General features: G+C 69.5%; 16 protein-coding genes. 6 read left to right on the top strand and 10 right to left on the bottom strand.

What is annotated here, in order from left to right:
• Window positions 1–2: 2 nt before the first annotated feature.
• Genes ACFOGJ_RS20680 through ACFOGJ_RS20670 form a run of 3 tightly spaced genes read right to left on the bottom strand, consistent with a single transcriptional unit; the run spans window position 3 to window position 5,233 of the window.
• Window positions 3–1,529 (bottom strand): 6-hydroxynicotinate reductase, encoded by a 1,527-nt coding sequence (locus tag ACFOGJ_RS20680; protein WP_379904106.1) that lies wholly within the window; start codon window positions 1,527–1,529, stop codon window positions 3–5.
• Window positions 1,530–1,541: 12 nt separating this feature from the next.
• The gene (locus ACFOGJ_RS20675) at window positions 1,542–4,370 is read right to left on the bottom strand and encodes a molybdopterin-dependent oxidoreductase (RefSeq protein WP_379904104.1); all 2,829 of its coding nucleotides are present in this window, start codon (window positions 4,368–4,370) and stop codon (window positions 1,542–1,544) included.
• A complete protein-coding gene (locus ACFOGJ_RS20670; protein WP_379904102.1) occupies window positions 4,367–5,233 on the bottom strand; it encodes an FAD binding domain-containing protein in 867 nt (288 codons plus the stop codon). The genes ACFOGJ_RS20675 and ACFOGJ_RS20670 overlap by 4 nt, the downstream gene beginning before the upstream one ends.
• Before the next feature lie 341 nt (window positions 5,234–5,574).
• Between ACFOGJ_RS20670 and trxB the strand changes: the two genes are divergently transcribed.
• Together trxB and ACFOGJ_RS20660 are read left to right on the top strand one after the other, a co-directional pair.
• Window positions 5,575–6,552, top strand: coding sequence for a thioredoxin-disulfide reductase (trxB, locus tag ACFOGJ_RS20665; RefSeq protein ID WP_379904100.1), 978 nt, complete (start codon window positions 5,575–5,577; stop codon window positions 6,550–6,552).
• A gap of 126 nt (window positions 6,553–6,678) precedes the next feature.
• The gene (locus ACFOGJ_RS20660) at window positions 6,679–7,569 is read left to right on the top strand and encodes a LysR family transcriptional regulator (RefSeq protein ID WP_379904625.1); all 891 of its coding nucleotides are present in this window, start codon (window positions 6,679–6,681) and stop codon (window positions 7,567–7,569) included.
• A gap of 37 nt (window positions 7,570–7,606) precedes the next feature.
• Here ACFOGJ_RS20660 and ACFOGJ_RS20655 read toward each other — a convergent pair whose 3' ends face one another.
• Window positions 7,607–8,110: an SRPBCC family protein gene (locus ACFOGJ_RS20655; protein WP_379904098.1), complete on the bottom strand. Its 504-nt coding sequence runs from the start codon at window positions 8,108–8,110 to the stop codon at window positions 7,607–7,609.
• 4 nt (window positions 8,111–8,114) lie between these two features.
• Entirely contained in the window at window positions 8,115–8,450 is a 336-nt protein-coding gene (locus ACFOGJ_RS20650; RefSeq protein WP_379904096.1) for an ArsR/SmtB family transcription factor, read from the bottom strand.
• 554 nt (window positions 8,451–9,004) lie between these two features.
• Between ACFOGJ_RS20650 and ACFOGJ_RS20645 the strand changes: the two genes are divergently transcribed.
• On the top strand, window positions 9,005–9,427 hold the full coding sequence (locus ACFOGJ_RS20645) for a hypothetical protein (RefSeq protein ID WP_379904094.1): 423 nt from the start codon (window positions 9,005–9,007) through the stop codon (window positions 9,425–9,427).
• A 315-nt stretch (window positions 9,428–9,742) separates the two neighbouring features.
• Window positions 9,743–10,051 carry a hypothetical protein gene (locus tag ACFOGJ_RS20640; protein ID WP_379904092.1) on the top strand — a complete coding sequence of 103 codons (309 nt, stop codon included), beginning with the start codon at window positions 9,743–9,745 and terminating at the stop codon, window positions 10,049–10,051.
• A 69-nt stretch (window positions 10,052–10,120) separates the two neighbouring features.
• Here the strand turns inward: ACFOGJ_RS20640 and ACFOGJ_RS20635 are convergent, their stop codons facing one another.
• The 5 genes from ACFOGJ_RS20635 to ACFOGJ_RS20615 all read right to left on the bottom strand — a co-directional run bounded on the left by ACFOGJ_RS20635 (window position 10,121) and on the right by ACFOGJ_RS20615 (window position 14,851).
• Window positions 10,121–10,810, bottom strand: coding sequence for an HAD family hydrolase (locus ACFOGJ_RS20635; RefSeq protein ID WP_379904090.1), 690 nt, complete (start codon window positions 10,808–10,810; stop codon window positions 10,121–10,123).
• Window positions 10,811–10,938: 128 nt separating this feature from the next.
• A complete protein-coding gene (gene msrP, locus ACFOGJ_RS20630) occupies window positions 10,939–11,928 on the bottom strand; it encodes a protein-methionine-sulfoxide reductase catalytic subunit MsrP (RefSeq protein WP_379904088.1) in 990 nt (329 codons plus the stop codon).
• Between the two features lie 131 nt (window positions 11,929–12,059).
• Window positions 12,060–12,521, bottom strand: a complete 462-nt coding sequence (locus tag ACFOGJ_RS20625; protein WP_379904086.1) for a hypothetical protein — start codon at window positions 12,519–12,521, stop codon at window positions 12,060–12,062.
• Window positions 12,522–12,698: 177 nt separating this feature from the next.
• Window positions 12,699–13,628 carry a ketopantoate reductase family protein gene (locus tag ACFOGJ_RS20620; RefSeq protein ID WP_379904084.1) on the bottom strand — a complete coding sequence of 310 codons (930 nt, stop codon included), beginning with the start codon at window positions 13,626–13,628 and terminating at the stop codon, window positions 12,699–12,701.
• Between the two features lie 20 nt (window positions 13,629–13,648).
• Window positions 13,649–14,851, bottom strand: a complete 1,203-nt coding sequence (locus tag ACFOGJ_RS20615; RefSeq protein WP_379904083.1) for a pyridoxal phosphate-dependent aminotransferase — start codon at window positions 14,849–14,851, stop codon at window positions 13,649–13,651.
• Window positions 14,852–15,135: 284 nt separating this feature from the next.
• On the opposite strand from ACFOGJ_RS20615, the gene ACFOGJ_RS20610 reads away from it, so the two are divergent.
• Together ACFOGJ_RS20610 and uvrB are read left to right on the top strand one after the other, a co-directional pair.
• Window positions 15,136–15,957: a sortase domain-containing protein gene (locus ACFOGJ_RS20610; RefSeq protein WP_379904081.1), complete on the top strand. Its 822-nt coding sequence runs from the start codon at window positions 15,136–15,138 to the stop codon at window positions 15,955–15,957.
• A gap of 57 nt (window positions 15,958–16,014) precedes the next feature.
• Window positions 16,015–18,087: excinuclease ABC subunit UvrB (gene uvrB / locus ACFOGJ_RS20605; protein ID WP_379904079.1), on the top strand; the 2,073-nt coding region annotated here is incomplete at its 3' end.

Genomic DNA, 18,087 nt, shown 5'->3' with positions numbered 1-18,087 from the left:
CGTCAGGTCTTCTCCTTGGTCGCCGGCGGCGCAGCACCGGTACGGTCCTTCCAGCGGAAATGGCTTTCGTCGGTGGGCCAGGGCACGTCGTCGCGGCCGCGCAGGCGGCGACCCGCCTGGCCCTGCACTGCATCGATCGGCTGCACCGCGCTCATATGGCCGCCCAGCTGCTCGTAATCGGCCAGCCGCATGGTGAACTCGATCGGCGCCACCAGCGCCGGCGTCGGCACATAGCCGAAGGACTGCGACGGCATCAGCGAGACGTCGACCATCACCGTGATACCGCCGCCCGGCCAGACATAGACCGGCACGCCGCCGCAGGAGACATGGGTCAAGGCATCCTTCACCGACCGGGTCAGCCGCACCGGGTTCTCCGTCACCCCGGCGCGCAGCGAACCGCCCGCCCCGCCCATGAAGAGGACGGAACAGAGCGCCGGCTCGCAGTTCTCGGCGATGCGGTCGACGGATTCGTGCAGCGCCTCCGGCAGCTCGGCAGGCTGCGGCTTCAGCTCGCCGTCCAGGACATAGTAGCCGTACTGGTCGCCGGTGGTGGAGACCATCAGCATGGTCAGGCCCGGCTTCGCGACCTTCGGATCGAACGGCTCCAGGATCGACAGCGGGTCGGTGATGTCGGTGCCGCCCCAGCCGGTGCCTGGCTCCGCCACCTGGAAATAGCGCCCGGGCGTGGAGCGGCGGCCGCGGATCTTGATCCCTGTCGGCTGAACGTCCAGCAGCTTGCCGGCCTGATGCTCCGACAGGATGCCGGTGATGTGGTCGTCGACCACCACCACCTCGTCCACATGGCCGTACCATTGCTTGGCGAACATGCCGATGGTGGCGGAGCCGCAGCCGACCCGCATGCGTTCCTCAAGGGCGCCGTTGATCACCGGCGGCTTGGCGGCCTGCACCACCAGGTTCGCGCCGCCGTCGACCTGCATCTCCACCGCCTCGCCGTTGCACAGCTTCAGCATGGCGTCGCAGGTGACCCGGCCCTCCTTCTTGCTGCCGCCGGTCAGGTGCTTCACCCCGCCCAGCGCCATCATCTGCGAGCCGTATTCGCCGGTGGTGACATGGCCGACCACTTCGCCGGCGACCCGCACCGGCTCGCATTCGCGGCCGATATGGCGGTCGGTGTCGATCTTCACCTTCACGCCGCAATAGCTGAAGATCCCCTCGGTCACCACGGTGACCATGTCGACGCCTTCGACCTGCTGCGAGACGATGAAGGGCGCGGGCTTGTAGTCGGGATAGGTGGTGCCGGCACCGACGGCGGTGACGAAGGAGCGGTTCGCCTGGACGATGTCGCCGTCCCAGGTCTCCCCCTCCTGCGACAGGAAGGGCACCACCTTGCCGCCCTCGGAGACGGTGTTCTCGATGATGGTGAAGGGGTCGACCCGCACCAGGTCGCCGCCCTCGTTGGCATAGCGGTCGCAGGCGCCGGTCTTGCCGTCGGCGATGTAGCACATCACCGGGCAGGCATCGCAGCGGATGCGCCCGTCGACCACGCTCGATGTCTGCTGCTTGACCATGGCGGGCCCTCCTCAGCCCTGCGTCGCGCCGGCCGCCAGCGCCTGCAGCGCGGCCAGCACCCGGTCCGGGGTCGCCGGCAGGCGGCGGATCGAGATCCCGGCGGCATCGCGGATCGCGTTCAGCACCGCCGGCGCCGTGGGAATCAGCGCATGCTCGCCCAGACCCTTGGCGCCATAGGGCCCGTTCGGGTCCGGCACCTCGACGATGTGGGTGAGGATCGGCGGCACGTCGCCGATCGTCGGGATCAGGTAGTCGTGCAGGTTCTCGGTGCGGCCCGGCAGGTATTCCTCCATCAGCGCCAGGCCGATGCCCTGCGCGACGCCACCCTGCACCTGCCCCTCCACCAGCACCGGGTTGACCGCCCGGCCGACATCGTGCGCCGCCTCGATCCGGAGCAGGCGCACCGTGCCGAGGCCCAGGTCGACCTCCGCCTGCACCATGTGGGCGGCATAGCCGAACTGGGCATAGGGGCTGCCCTGCCCGTTGCCGTCCAGCGCCACCGTCGGCGGGTCGTAGACGCCTTCGGCGGCAAAGACATAGCCGTCGGCATCGACCGGCAGGCCGGCCAGGTCGAGCGCCCGCCGCGTGCCGCCGTCGACCAGCGCCAGCCGGCCGTCCGTCAGCGCGATGCCGGCATCCTCCGCCACATTGCCGTGGCGCAGCAGCAGGGCGCGCAGCGCCTCGCCCGCCCGCTTCGCCGCATTGCCGGAAACGAAGGTCTGTCGCGAGGCCGAGGTCTTGCCGGCGTCCGGCGTCGCGTCAGTATCGCCGCCGACCCGGGTGACCATTTCCACCGGCACGCCCAGCGCATCGGCGAAGATCTGCGAGATCACCGTGTTCGACCCCTGGCCGATATCCACCGCACCCTGGTGCAGCACGATGCGGCCGTCCGCGCGGATGCCGGCCTTGATGGTCGACGGGTTCGGCAGCGAGGTATTGCCGCAGCCGTACCAGCCGCTGGCCAGGCCGACGCCGCGCCGCAGCGGGCTGCCGCTGCGTTCCGCTTCCGCGTTGAATTCGGCACAAGCCTCACGCGCCGCGGCCCAGCCGGGACGCAGCGCCTCCAGGCAGTCGGCGATGCCGACCCCGCTGTCGAACACCTGGCCGCAGACGGTGGGCTCGCCGTCGCGCAGGGCGTTGCGCAGGCGGAATTCCAGCCGGTCGATGCCCAGCCGGTCGGCCAGTTCGTCGAACAGGCTTTCCTGCGCGATCGCCGATTGCGGCACGCCGAAGCCACGGAAGGCGCCGGACGGCATGCGGTGGGTATGGATCGCGCGGGTGCGTGCCCGATAATCATCGACCCGGTAGGGGCCGGAGGCATGGACCGGCACCCGGTTCGCCACCGTCGGGCCCCAGGAGGCATAGGCGCCGGTGTTGAAGTCGCCGTCGAAGGCCAGGCCGCAGAGCCGGCCATCGGCATCGGCGCCGATCCGCAGGTCGATGCGCGCGGGGTGGCGCTTGGTGGTCGACTGCATCGATTCGATGCGGCTGTAGGTGCCGCGCACCGGCCGGCCCAGCTTCCAGGCGGCCAATGCCAGATAGGGGTGCAGCGACAGGTCGAGCTTGGAGCCGAAGCCGCCGCCCACCGCGGTCGGCACGATGCGCACCGCATCGCCGGGCAGGCCCATCACCGCGGCGACGCTGTCGCGGTTCATGTAGGGCGCCTGGGTGCAGACATGCAGTTCCAGCCGGTCGCCCACCCGGCGGGCGAAGCCGGCCTCCGGCTCGATATAGGCATGCTCGATGAAGCCGGTCTCGAAGCGGCCCTCGACCGTGACGGCGGCCCGCGCCAGCGCCGCATCGGCATCGCCGCGCTGCACGAAGCCGCGGCACAGGATGTTGTCGGGCTTACCGGCCTGCACCGGCGCGGCGCCGTCGGCGACCGCCTCGGCCGGGTCGCGAAGCGCCGGCAGCTCCTCCCAGGCGACCGGCAGGCTGTCCAGGTCCAGCGCAGCGATCGCCGCCGGGTCGCCGACCACTGCGGCGACCGCCTCGCCGCGGAAGCGCGCGACACCGTCGGCGAACACCGGCTGGTCCTCGAAGCCCTGGATCACGCCGAAGGCGTTGCGGCCCGGGATGTCCGCCACGGTCAGCACCAGCGCGACCCCGGGCTGCGCCGCGGCCCAGCCCTCCAGGTCGCCGAAACGGAAGGCGGCATGGTCATGGGGGGAGCGCAGGACCCGCAGGGCCAGCGCATCCGGCGGCGCGACATCGTCGCCGAAGCCCGCCGTGCCGGCCACCCGCTCGGCGCCGTCGACCCGCACCAGCTTGCGGCCGACCGCCGGTCCGGCCTGCGGGGCGGCCTCGGCCTCCGCCAGGCCGGCGCCGGCGGCGACGACCGCGTCGATGATCTTGCGATAGCCAGTGCAGCGGCAGAGCACGCCGCCCAGCGCCTCCTGCACTGCGCCGGCATCCGGCGCCGGACAGGCGCGCAGCAACGCGGTGGCGGCGACCATCATCCCGGGTGTGCAGATCCCGCATTGCGCGGCGCCATGCTGCAGGAAGGCGTCGGCGAGCGCCTGCGCCTGCGCGTCGTGCCGCGCCAGTCCGGAGAGGGTCTCCACCCGGCGGCCGGCGGCCTGGTTGACCGGCATCATGCAGGCGCAGACCGCGGCGCCATCCACCAGGACCGTGCAGGCACCGCAATCGCCGGCATTGCAGCCGACTTTCACGTCGCGCGCGCCCAGCCGCTCACGCAGGGCCTGCGACAGCCGCTCCGCCGGTGGCGCCGCCACGGTGACGGGCTGCCCGTTCAGGTCGAAGGTGATCGATCCTCCCGCGCCTGCGGGGCCCGGCCGGTTGTCGACGGCAGCGGCAAGGTCGGCGGGCGGAGCGGTCATGCCGGCATCTCCAACAGGGTCGCGCATTCGGCCAGGGCGCGCCGCACCAGCTCCAGCGCAGCGTGCCGGCGATAGTCGGCCGTGCCGCGGACATCGCCGATCGGGTCGAGCGGCGCCAGATGCGTGGCCTCCACCATCGCCGCCAGCTCAGAGGCCCGCGCCGGCTGGCCGCGCAGCGCCGCCTCCAGCGCCGGCAGGCGGCGCGCGACGGGCGAACAGGAACCGACCGCCACGCGGGCCTCGCCGATCCGGCCGCCGGCATCGGGGACGAGGGTGACGGCAACCATCGCGATGGAGATCACGAGGTAGCGGCGCGCGCCCAGTTTGCCGAAAGCGGATCGCGCAGCCGCTCCCGGGTCGGGCAGGAACAGGCCGGTCACCATTTCGTCGGCGGCGAGCGCTGTGCGGCGCGGGCCCAGGATGAAGTCGCCGAGCGGCAGGCGCCGGCTGCCCGACAGGGCGGCGATCTCGACCTCCGCATCCAGGGCGAGCAGCGGCGGCACGCCGTCGGCGGCCGGCGAGGCGTTGCAGATATTGCCGACGATGGTGGCGGCGTTCTGGATCTGGACCGAGCCGACCTCGCGCGCGGCAGCCTTCAGGCCGTCGAACAGCGGCGGCAGGTCCTGCTTCAGAAGGTCGGTCCAGGTGGCCAGTGCACCGATGCGCCAGCCGGCGGCGGGCTGCGCGCAGGCGGCAATGCCGCGCAGCGACGCAATCCGGTGCAGATCGATCATGTCGTCCTGCAGCGGGCGGTCGCGCAGGGCGGGATAGACATCCGTGCCCCCGGCAACCAGCCGGAACCGGCCGGAGGCGAGCGCCGAGAGCCCCTCCTCGACCGTGTCGGGCGACAGGTAGCTTGCCATCGACCGTCTCCCAAGATCGTTTGTGTACGAATAAAATCACGGGTCCCGGAGACGGTCAAGCAAGCGCTTCTCCACGCGGGAATTGCCCCCGTCCGCCCCGACTTGCATCCGCATATGCGGCGCCTAGATCAAACCGAACCGGGCGCCGGCTGCCTGCCCGTCCGATCGCTTCCTTGCCCCGCCAGCACGGCACCTGTAAGTAGCGAAGGCTGGAGGCATGCACCATTCGCATGGCTCTGCTGCCGCGACGGCCGGACTGCCGGCCCGGCGCAGCGGCGGGCGCGACAGCGGGGCGGGCCGCCAGCCCGCATCCACGTCCGTGATTTCGGGAGCAGTTCGAGATGAGCGAGACAGAGAAGCCGACCCACCGGACCAAGGTGCTGATCCTGGGCTCCGGGCCTGCCGGGCTCACGGCGGCGATCTATGCCGCCCGCGCGGCGATGGAGCCGCTGCTGGTGCACGGACTGCAGCCGGGCGGCCAGCTCACCATCACCACCGACGTGGAGAACTATCCCGGTTTCGCCGACGTGATCCAGGGTCCCTGGCTGATGGAGCAGATGGAGGCGCAGGCGAAGCATGTCGGCACGCGGATCGTCCATGACGTGATCGTCGACGTGGACCTGACGAGCCGGCCGTTCCGCGCGACCGGCGATTCGGGCGAGGTCTATCTGGGCGATACGCTGGTGATCGCCACCGGTGCACAGGCGAAATGGCTGGGGCTGGAGGGCGAGACCACCTTCCAGGGCTTCGGCGTCTCCGCCTGCGCCACCTGCGACGGCTTCTTCTACCGCGGCCGCGAGGTCGCGGTGGTCGGCGGCGGCAACACCGCGGTGGAAGAGGCGCTGTACCTGACCAACCATGCCAGCAAGGTCGCCCTGATCCACCGCCGCGACCAGCTGCGGGCGGAGAAGATCCTGCAGGACCGGCTGTTCCGGAACCCGAAGGTGGAGGTGATCTGGGACCATGTGGTGGAGGAGATCCTGGGCGACAGCCAGCCGCCCGGCGTGACCGGCCTGCGCCTGCGCAACACGCAGACCGGCGCGGAACGGGCGTTGAAGACCGACGGCCTGTTCGTGGCCATCGGCCACAAGCCGAACACCGGGCTGTTCGAGGGCAAGCTGGAGATGGATGACGAGGGCTATATCGTCACCGCCGCCGATTCCACCGCCACCAGCATTCCCGGCGTATTCGCCTGCGGCGACGTGCAGGACAAGATCTACCGCCAGGCGGTGACCGCCGCCGGCACAGGCTGCATGGCCGCCCTGCAGGCAGAGAAGTTCGTCGCTGCCGAGGAAGACGCCCAGATCGCGGCCGAATGACCGCATCCGACACCGGACTGGAGTCCCGCCGCAGCGCCGCGGCGATCCGCTCCCGCTGCACGATCCCGGGCTGTCCCCTGCCGGGGCTGACCGGGACCTGCCATCTCTGACGGGGAGGCCATGCCACTGGACTGGGACAAGCTCCGCATCTTCCACACCGTCGCCGAAGCCCGCAGCTTCACCCGCGCCGGCACCCTTCTGAACCTCAGCCAGTCGGCCGTGAGCCGGCAGATCTCCGCGCTGGAGGAGAGCCTCAACACGCCGCTCTTCCACCGCCATGCGCGCGGCCTGATCCTGACCGAGCATGGCGAGTTCCTGTACAACACCGTGCACGAGGTGTTCGGCAAGCTGTCGATGGCGGAGGCGATCCTGCAGGACGCCCGCGACAGCCCGCAGGGGGTGCTGAAGGTTACGGCGACCGTCGCCTTCGGCTCGTTCTGGCTGGCGGCGCGGATCCGCAACTTCGTGGAAGCCTATCCGCAGATCAACGTGCGCGTGCTGCTGGACGACCGGGAACTCGACCTGGGCATGCGCGAGGCCGATGTCGCGGTGCGCCTGCACAAGCCGAAGCAGCCCGACCTGGTGCAGCGCCGGCTGATGTCGGTGCATATCCATGCCTGCGCGTCGCGCGACTATGTCGCCGCGCACGGCATGCCGCGCACCATCGACGATCTCGACCGGCACCGGCTGATCATCTACGGCGACAATGCGCCGGAGACCCTGTCGGGGGTGAACTGGCTGGCCGATCTGGGGCGCCCGCCGGGCCGCCCGCGGGAGGCCGTGCTGCGGATCAACAACATCTACGGGCTGGTGCAGGCGGTCTCCAGCGGGCTGGGCATCGCCGGCATCCCGGACTACATCTCCCGCGATCGGCCGGACATCGTGCGCGTCCTGCCGGAAATCGACGGCCCGACCTTTGAGACCTACTTCGTCTATCCGGAGGAGCTCCGGAACAGCAAGAAGATCCAGGTCTTCCGCGACTTCCTGATCGGTGCGGTGACGGATACGGAATTCTAGGGCCGGGCGCCAAGCCGGACAGAGGCCGCGCTGCAGTTCACCGATCGGCCAGCTGCGCGAGATGAAGGGCAAGCTTCGCCAGCGTCTGCCCGCCATATTCCACCGCGCCGAAGCCGATCGCCCCTTCCCGGCGCGCCCTGGACGGGTGCATCTGCCGCAATGTGAGCACCGTCTTGCCGTCGCCCTGCGCGTCGAACGTGACGAGCATCCTGAAGCGTCCAGGGTCGCTGTCCCGATCGGCACCGTGCTCGACCTCGATGAGGCCCGGCGCCTGCAGGCGGAGAAACACCATCCGGTTGTCGTAGCGCGTGCCGTCGGGGGCAGTCATGTCGAACCGCCAGACGCCACCGGGGCGCAGGTCGATCTCCTTGGTTTCGATCGCCATGCCGTCGGGCCCGAACCACATCTGGATCTGCTCCGGATCCGTCCACGCGGCATAGACGAGGTGGCGCGGCGCATCGATCACCCGGCTGATGACGATCTCACGGTCGAGGGGCCAGTCCCGCCAGGGGGACGGGGGGGTATTCATCGGATCGTTCATTGTCTCAACTCTCGGTCTTCATGCGTTCGACATGGGCTTCCATACGATCGAGGCGCGCCTCCCAGGCCGAAACATGCTCGCGTATCCAGGCTTCGGCCGCCTGCAGGGCTTGCGGCTCCACCTTGCAGGTACGGACGCGGCCGATCTTCTCGGACCGGACGAGCCCGCTCTGCTCCAGGACATGCACATGCTTCAGCAGCGACGGGAGGGCCAGGTCGAACGGCGCGGACAGCTCGGTCACGGACTGAGGTCCCTCGCAGAGGCGAGCGACGATCGCCCGCCTGGTCGGGTCGGCGAGCGCGGAGAATGCGCGGTCCAGATCGATTGAAAACTTAGCCATTCCGGAAAGTATATACGGCGCGCGCCCGGTCAGTCGATGGAAAACTTTCCGATATGGCTAACTTTACCTTCACCCTGCGAGCCCAACCGACGTTGTGCGCCGGCGGGCGGCCTGGGCGAGCCTGCTGCATCGCACACCCCTGCCCCGCGTAACGTGACGCTTTCGTGTCTGGAGACATGCGTCAGTCGCATATCAGATCTACGTCGTTGGGCATTTTCCGCCGAATCCCGATGCTTATATTCCCGATCAGGTGATGCTGCGCTGCAGCGTCACCCAGCCCGGTCCCATCCGGGCTGTCGGTGTCTTCGGACGCCGACTTTACGTCTCCCAGACGTGAAGCCTCCCTGTTAGACTTGCCGGCCCTTTTGGGGCCGGCTTTTTTTTGCCTTGCCTGCACCTGTGCCGCCTGCCCCGCAGCGAGGACGTCGGGTCGTGTCCGCCGTCACAGCCGCGGCGCTGCCGGGAACCGTCCTCCGCTCACCTCCGTTCTTGTTTCCGTAACGTCCTGCGCCCCCACCGGGCCGCCGGGACGAACAAGAAAAAGGAGAGGACCCATGCGACGCTCACTTGCAGCCACCGCCCTTGCCGGCCTGCTGCTCGCCAGTCCGGCCGCCATCGCCGGCTCCGCCGATGCGGGTGCCGGCGCCAATATCGGAGTCGGAATCAACGCCGGCGCCTCGGCCGGCAGCAGTTCCACAACCACCGGCGGCAGTGCCGGTGCCGGCGGTTCAGCAAGTGTCGGGGTGGGTGCCGGGGCAGGCGCCGGAGGCTCCGCCGGCGGCAAAGCGACCGGCGATGCCGTGTCCGGTGCCACCAGCGCGGCGACCGGCACCGTCCAGAGCGGGCTGGATACCATGCAGTCCACCGGAACCTCGGTCCTGAACACCGCCTCCGGCGCCGCGGGCGGCCTGAGCGGCTCCGCCGGCGGTAGTGCCGCGGTCGGTGCCGGCGGCAGCGCAGGCGCCAGCGCCAACTGAACCGGAAGACGCCCAAGCTGTCGATGCCGGTGACATTGTCCACCCGGGTCTTCGGGAAAAAGCCCTGATCGCCAAACCAAAAGCGATCTCCCGGAGGCCCGGATGGACAGAACGAAGGCCATGCCGGACAGGCGGATCGCGCTTGGCGTGTCCACCGACCGCGCCGGCAGACCCTGCCGGGTTGCGATCCTGCGCCGGAGCGAAAGCCGCTCATTCTGCCGTGTCTCCGGAACTGTCCGCACAATGCGGTGTTCCCGATGCCCTGTCTCGCGTCGGAAGCGGCCGGTCGCAGACGGCGATCCGAGGAGAATCCCGATGCGACGCGCCCTTGCAAATGCCGCCCTGGCCACACCCGCCATTGCTGTCTGGCTGCTTGCCGCCCCGCTGGGCTCCACTGCCTGGGCCGAGGACATGCCGGTCGTGAAGTCAGGCGTGGACAATCTCTCCTCCGCCCGTCGGGCTCCGAGGGGCATGTCGGCGGATGCCGGGCCGGAGACGCTCCCCTTCGCCGGCGATGTCCCGCCTGGCAATCTCGACACCATGAAAAGCACCGGAACGTCGGTGTTGACCACCGCGGCGGCCGATCCGGATTCTACGGCCATCCGCGTGCCGATGGCGGAGTAACCGGCCCGAGATCCGCACGCCGTCCCGAAGCGCGCCTTCGATCGTTCCGCAGCTCGACCGACCCTGCCGCTATCCGGCGCCGAGGCGGCCGGACAGAAGGCGGGGAATCTCGTCCAGTCCTGCGACGACCAGGGCGCCGGCCGCGGCAAGGCGGTGCCGGCGCCGTTCGGCGTCGTGGCCGTCCGGCGGCACCAGGGCGAAGGTCGGCATGCCGGCGGCGAGGCCGGCCTGCACCCCGGGATCGGAATCCTCGACCACGAAGCAGCGCTCCGCCGCTGCTCCCATCTCCGATGCGGCCAGAAGGAACAGATCCGGCGCCGGCTTCCCGCGTGCCACCTGGGTCGCGGAGAAGCAGCGCAGGAAATGCTCAGCCAGGCCGGTGGCCCGCAGGCTGAGGTCGATCTTTTCCGGTTCGCTGGACGAGGCCACGACCTTCGGCAGGTTCAGCGAAGCCAGCATCTCCGCCGCGCCGGACACGGGCAGCAGGTCGCGGCGCAGGGCGTCGAAGGTCGCCGCCTGCAGGCGGTCGTGGAAATCCGCCGGCAGGCGCACGCCGAAGTCGCGCTGCACCAGGGCATAGCAGTCCGGCATGCGCAGGCCGGTGAACAGCCGCGCCGCCTCCGCAGCGCCCATCGGCACGCCGCAGGCGGTCAGGTGCTCCGCGAACAGGCGGTTTGCCAGCGGCTCGGAATCCACCAGGGTGCCGTCGAGGTCGAAAATGCCCAGTGCGAAGGGCGCATCGGGTAGGCGATCGGTCATGGCGGCGGGTATCCGGCTGAGGGGCGCCTGCGGGGCGGAGAGGAGCCGTGTCCTACCACCCCTCACGCGACCCGCGCCACCGCAGGTCTATGGCCGTGCCGGCCGCTGCTACACGAACGGAGTCCGGGCTACATGAACAGCTTCTGGTCCTGCATGCCGGCATAGAGGCCGGCGACATATTCCTCGTAGCCGTTGTAGATCAGGGTCGGCACCCGCTCGCCCGAGCCCAGCAGCCGTTCGCTCGCCTGGCTCCAGCGCGGATGCGGCACGGCGGGGTTCACGTTCGCCCAGAAGCCGTATTCGGACGGGCCGATCGCCTCCCAGAAGGTCTCCGGCCGTTCGTCGGTGAAGGTGAACTTCACGATCGACTTGATGTTCTTGAAGCCGTACTTCCAGGGCACGATCAGGCGCAGCGGCGCGCCGTTCTGCGGCGGCAGCGGCTTGCCGAAGACACCGGTGACGATGAACGCGAGCTCGTTCGTCGCCTCCGCCATCGTCAGCCCCTCCGTATAGGGCCAGGGATACCAGAACTCCCGCTGTCCGGGTGCAACCTCCGGATTCATGAAGGTCTGCATCTTCAGGTACCTGGCCGATCCCAGCGGCCGCGCCATGTCGACCAGCGCCTTCAGCGGGAAGCCGGTCCAGGGCACGGTCATCGCCCAGGCCTCCACGCAGCGGAAGCGATAGAGCCGTTCCTCGAGCGGCATCTTCCGCACCAGGTCGTCGAACTCGGTCTCGATCTCCTGCTCGACCATGCCGTCGATCTTCACCGTCCAGGGCCGGATCGGCAGCTCCTGCGCGGCCTGCCAGATGTTCTTGTGGGAGCCGAACTCGTAGAAATTGTTGTAGGTGGTGACATCCTCCACCGGGGTCACCGCCCGGTTCACCGTGTAGGCCGGGTTCCGCGGCGCCGGATAGAGGCTGGCGGTGGGATCGGCAGCCGCCGCCGTCTCTGCCGCCAGGACCCGGCCGAGTGGTCCGCCGGCGGCGCCGGCCATCAAGCCGGCCATGCCGGCGAAGCCCATCGCCTTGAGGATGGTGCGGCGTCCGGCGAACACGGATTCCGCTACCGCCTCCCGCTCCGGGATCTCCCAGCCGCGCCTGCGCTTGATCAGCATGTCTGCCCTCGCCGGTTTCGATTGCCTGCTTTCACATGGGGCCAGCGTGAAAGGCGGTCAGCGATCCGGCCAATCAAGCCTGCGTGTATCAAGGCGCCGTGATGCCTGGCCCGCACTGCGCGGCGGCCGGGTCAGCCGCGCTCGGGATCCTGCGCTGCGCGCAGGCTGGCGCGGTAGGCCAGGGCCAGCGCCAGGCAGGCCGCAATGCCCGCCAATACCAGAAGCGGGTCATCGGCACGGAATGGTGCGCCAATCACCTTCATCGCCACGCTGAAGGCCACCGCCAGGCACAGATTGCCCTGCAGCTGCGCCGCGGCGCCCGGCACCGCGGGATCGGGCGGTGCCGACCAGAAGGGCTGCCGCCGGCGGTTGATGAGGCGATCCAGCACAAGGTCCCGGACAGCGCCCAGGACCACCCCCAGCGCCAGCGAGAGCAGCAACACGGCGATCACGAGCCCAAGGCCCAGTTCCGTGCCGAACGACCAGGCAATCAGCCCGGCAAAATATTCGGAAACGTAGCCGAGCCCGAGGAATGCCACGAAGCCCGGCACCAGAATGGCCAGGATGTTGCCCCAGCCTGTCGGCAATCTCATCCGCCCCTCCCTGTCGCCCCGTTCGCCGCGTGCCGTACAGCCGGTCCGGCGATGAACCGGGGGACGCGCAACGACCGGCAGCTACAGGATAGCAGGACCGGACGGGCAAGATGCCGTGACGATGCCGAAGACGGGAAGAAACGGGATGGCCGGGCCACGGGTGGCGCCGGCGCAGCGTCAGGCGCCGTCGCGATACGGCTTCAGTGCGGCATAGGCGGTGCGATGCACCGGGGTGTCGACGCCGTGGCGTTCCCCCAGGCGCATCACGGCGCCGGTCAGCCCCTCCAGCTCCAGCCGGCGGCCCGCCTCCAGGTCGTGGCACATCGACGCCTTCATATGCGGCGGCAGCGCCTGCATGCCGGAGACGCAGCGCTCCGCGATCTCGTCGTCCAGGTCGACCGCGGCAGCGCGGCCGACATCGACGGCCTCCTGCACCGCGGCGGCGAACAGCGCCAGCATGTCGGCATCCTCGCGGATCACCCCGGCTGGCTGCCGGCTCAGCGCTGTGACGGTCGCGAAGGGCGCCAGCAGGACGAACTTCTCCCACAGGGCGCGGTTCATGTCCTCGCGGTAGACGGCGCTGAAACCGGCGGCCTTGCCGGCAGCGACGAAGGCCTGCAGCCGCTCCGCCTGGCCGCCCGCCTGCCCGTCCGCCTGGGGCCCGACGACCAGGGTGCAGCTGGTGTTGTGGTGCGCAATCACCCCCGGCTCCGCGACCGTGGCGGAGATATAGGCGATCCCGGCCGCCACCCGGTCGGCGCCCAGCACGTCGGAGAGCCGCTCCTCGGAATCGACGCCGTTCTGGAACGGGATCACCAGCGCGTCCTTCGACAGCGCCGGGCGCAGTGCCGCGGCGGCCTCGTCCAGGTCGTAGAGCTTGACGCAGAGCATGACCAGGTCGATCGGCGCCAGGTCCATCGGCCGCTCGCTGACCGTCACCTTCTCCAGGTGCAGGTCGCCGAGCTGGCTCTTCAGCTGCAGGCCCTGCGCCGCCATCGCCGCGCCATGGGCGCCGCGGGCGATGAACACGACGTCATTGCCCGCGGCCGCCAGGCGGGCGCCGAAATAGCCGCCGACCCCGCCGGCCCCGTAGACCGCGATCCGCATGTCCGGCCCCCCTTCGATCGTCAGCGCAGCTTGCCGCAGAACTCCTGGATGCGGGTGCAGGCCTCGCGCAGGGTCTCCGTGCTGGTGGCATAGGAGATCCGGAAATGCGGCGCCAGGCCGAACGCCTCGCCGTGCACCACGGCGACCACCGCCTCCTCCAGCAGGGCGGAGGCGAAGTCCAGGTCGCTCTCGATCTTCCGGCCGCCGGGCGAGGTCTTGCCGATCGTGCCCGCGCAGGACGGATAGACGTAGAACGCGCCCTCCGGCTTCGGGCAGGTGATGCCGTCGGCCTCGTTCAGCATGTTCACCACCAGATCGCGCCGCTCCTTGAAGATGCGGTTATGCGCCGGGATGAAGTCCTGGTCGCCGGTCAGCGCCGCCACCGCGGCGGCCTGGCTGATCGAGCAGGGGTTGGAGGTCGACTGCGACTGCAGTTTGCCCATCGCCTTGATCAGGGGCGCCGGGCCGCCGGCATAGCCGATCCGCCAGCCGGTCATGCAATAGGCCTTGCTGACCCCGTTCAGGGTCAGGGTGCGGTCGTACAGTTCCGGCTCCACCTGTGCAGGGGTGGCGAAGACGAAATTGTCGTAGACCAGATGCTCGTACATGTCGTCGGTCATCACCCAGACATGCGGGTGACGCTTCAGCACCTCGGTCAGGCCGCGCAGCTCATCCGCGGTATAGGCAGCGCCGGACGGGTTGGACGGCGAGTTCAGGATCAGCCACTTCGTCTTCGGGGTGATCGCGGCCTCCAGGTCGGCAGGCTTCAGCTTGAAGTTCTGCTCGATCCCGGCGGGGACGAAGACCGGCGTGCCGCCGGCGAAATGCACGATGTCCGGATAGCTGACCCAGTACGGGGTGGGGATGATGACCTCGTCGCCCGGGTCGACCGTCACCAGGAAGGCGTTGAAGATGCACTGCTTGCCGCCGCCGGAGACGGAAATCTGCTCCGCGGTGTAGGTCAGGCCGTTCTCGCGCTTGAACTTGTCGACGATCGCCGCCTTCAGCGCCGGCGTCCCGTCGACGTTGGTATAGCGGGTGTCGCCGGAGTCGATCGCCGCCTTCGCCGCCTCGCGAATCGATTCCGGGGTGTCGAAGTCCGGCTCGCCCGCGCCCAGCCCGATCACGTCTTTCCCCGCGGCCTTCAGCTCACGGGCCTTCTGGGTGACGGCCAGAGTGGCAGAGGGCTGGATGCGGCCGATGGCGGCGGAAAAGAAGGTCATGGCAGGTCTCCTGGAAATGCGGGCGGAAGCTACGCCCAGGTCGCGCGCCGCGCAATATCCCAGGCGGCGGCTTCTGCCGTGCGGCCGTGCTGCGACCAAATGGCAACGCCTGCGCGGGCGTGGCCCGCGACGCACCCCGACCCGCGGCAGGGGCCGCATTGTCGCCGCATTCGCCGACCAGATTCCCGGTGTCCGCGCCGACGGCCCGCTTGCGGCTTGTCGGCCGGGGCCGCCATGACGGAAACTTGGCGGCCTGAATCCGAAACGGAGCCTCAATCCAGCCGATGCGCCCTGCCCTGGTCCTTTTCGCAGCGGCGATCGCCCTCTTCCTTCTGGTCAAGGGCGTGCCCTACGTCATCGTCCGCGCGGAAGCGCTGGCGACCAGCATCGTCTTCTCGCAGGCCTGGGACCATGCGCGTGGCGGTGTGGGCGCCCTGGGACCGCGCGGCAGCCGACCGGCGGCCGCGGCGGAACTGCCGGAAACGCCGGAAGACGGGGCGACGCCCGACAGCTGGCAGCTCACCGCAGCACGGCCCGTGGCGCGGCTCTCCGCGCCACGCCTTGGCAGCACGGCGGTAATCGTCGGCGAGGAACGGCACGGCCCTGGCGGCATCATCGACTTTCTGCTGGTCGCCCCGTCGGTCTCCTTCCACCACGAACTGGTGCCGCCGCCCGATGCGGTGGCATCCGCCGGTGGCGGTGCACCCGAACGGCTGATGGCGCCATCCGATACTCCGGCGGACGGCGATCCTCTGGCCGACAGCGCCGCGGCCCCGCCTCATGCCCCGATGCATGCCCCGATCCATTCCCGGGGGGTCAGCGACACGGTGATCATCGACAGGGCCGGCCGCTCTCTGCGCTTCCTGCCCGACCTGCGGCCCGGCGACGAACTGGAACTGGAAGGGGTGGACGGTCAGGTCTATGTGTACAAGGTGACGGGCAGCCGGGTGGCGCTGTCGCTGAAGGCCGACGAGCTGGTCAATCCGGACCTGATCGACGGCCGCCCGGAACTGACCCTCGTCGCACCCTATCCGCTGAACGACCTGACACCCTCCGCCTTCCGCTATGTGGTCCGTGCCGATCTCGTCGATCTCGCCCAGCGCTGACATGTCCGCCGTCCGGCCGCCAGAGAGGCAGCCGGGGCGGCAGCCCGAGCGGCAGCCATGAAGGGACTCCCCAGCGACCGGGCGATCCCGGATCCCGACAGCTTCATCTCGCAATACCCGGTCTTCGCGCCGCACCGGCCGGAACGGCCGGAGAAGAGCGAGGGCGGCATCGCCTTCGCCCTGCAGTCCGACTACCAGCCCGCCGGCGACCAGCCGCAGGCGATCGCGGAACTGCAGGACGGGCTGGCGAACGGCGAGCGCGACCAGGTGCTGCTGGGGGTCACCGGGTCGGGCAAGACCTTCACCATGGCGCATGTGGTGGCCAAGCTCGGCCGCCCGGCGCTGGTGCTGGCGCCGAACAAGACCCTGGCGGCGCAGCTGTACGGCGAGATGAAGTCCTTCTTCCCCGACAATGCGGTGGAATACTTCGTCTCCTACTACGACTACTACCAGCCGGAAGCCTACGTCCCCCGCACCGACACCTATATCGAGAAGGATTCGTCGATCAACGAGCAGATCGACCGGATGCGCCATTCCGCCACCCGGGCGCTGCTGGAGCGCGACGACGTGATCATCGTCGCCTCGGTCTCCTGCATCTACGGCATCGGCTCGGTGGAGACCTATTCGGAGATGACCCTGCCGCTGAAGGCGGGGCAGCGGCTGTCGCGCGACGACCTGCTGCGCCGGCTGGTGGAGATCCAGTACCGCCGCAACGAGGCGAACTTCGTGCGCGGCAATTTCCGCGCCAAGGGCGACACGATCGAGGTCTTCCCCTCCCACCTGGAGGACCGCGCCTGGCGGCTCTCCCTGTTCGGCGACGAGCTGGAGAGCATCGTGGAGTTCGACCCGCTGACCGGCCAGAAGACCGGCGACGCGAAGGAGATCCGCCTCTACGCCAACAGCCACTATGTCACGCCGAAGCCGACCCTGTTGCAGGCGATGAACCAGATCAAGCGGGACCTGAAGATCCGGCTGGAGGAGCTGACCGGCCAGGGCCGCCTCTTGGAGGCGCAGCGGCTGGAGCAGCGCACCACCTTCGACCTGGAGATGATGGCGGCGACAGGCTCCTGCGCCGGGATCGAGAACTATTCCCGCTACCTGACCGGCCGGCCCCCCGGCGCGCCGCCGCCGACCCTGTTCGAATACCTGCCGGACGAGGCGATCCTGATCGTCGACGAGAGCCATGTGACCGTGCCGCAGATCGGCGGCATGTTCCGCGGCGACTTCCGGCGCAAGGCGACCCTGGCGGAATACGGCTTCCGCCTGCCCTCCTGCATCGACAACCGCCCTCTGCGCTTCCAGGAATGGGACGCGATGCGGCCGCAGACGGTCTATGTCTCCGCCACCCCCGGCGACTGGGAGCTGGAGCAGACCGGCGGCGTGTTCGTGGAGCAGGTGATCCGCCCCACCGGCCTGATCGACCCGGTCTGCGACATCCGCCCGGTGGAGAACCAGGTCGACGACCTGCTGGCGGAATGCAAGGCGGTCGCCGCGAAGGGCTTCCGCACCCTGGTCACCACCCTGACCAAGAAGATGGCGGAGGACCTGACCGAATATCTGGGCGAGAACGGCGTGCGGGTGCGCTACCTGCATTCCGACATCGACACCCTGGAGCGGATCGAGATCATCCGCGACCTGCGGCTCGGCAGCTTCGACGTGCTGGTCGGCATCAACCTGCTGCGCGAGGGGCTGGACATCCCGGAATGCGCGCTGGTGGCGATCCTGGACGCCGACAAGGAGGGCTTCCTGCGCTCCGAGCGCTCCTTGATCCAGACCATCGGCCGCGCCGCCCGCAACGTGGAGGGGCGGGTGATCCTCTATGCCGACACGGTGACCGGCAGCCTGCAGCAGGCGCTGAACGAGACCGAGCGCCGGCGCGAGAAGCAGCTCGCCTACAACCTCGAGCACGGCATCACGCCGGCCAGCGTGAAGAAGGCGATCGGCGACATCCTGCATTCGGTCTACGAGACCGACCACTACACCGTCGATACCGGCGACGACGAGGTCAGCCACCTGGTCGGCCACAACCTGGAGGCCCATCTGGCCGACATGGAGAGCCGGATGAAGGACGCGGCGGCGAACCTGGAATTCGAGGAGGCCGCCCGCCTGCGCGACGAGATCAAGCGCCTG

Source organism: Marinibaculum pumilum, assembly GCF_042646425.1.
GTDB classification, from domain to species: domain Bacteria; phylum Pseudomonadota; class Alphaproteobacteria; order Ferrovibrionales; family Ferrovibrionaceae; genus Marinibaculum; species Marinibaculum pumilum.
This window is presented reverse-complemented; position numbering and strand designations above follow the sequence as displayed.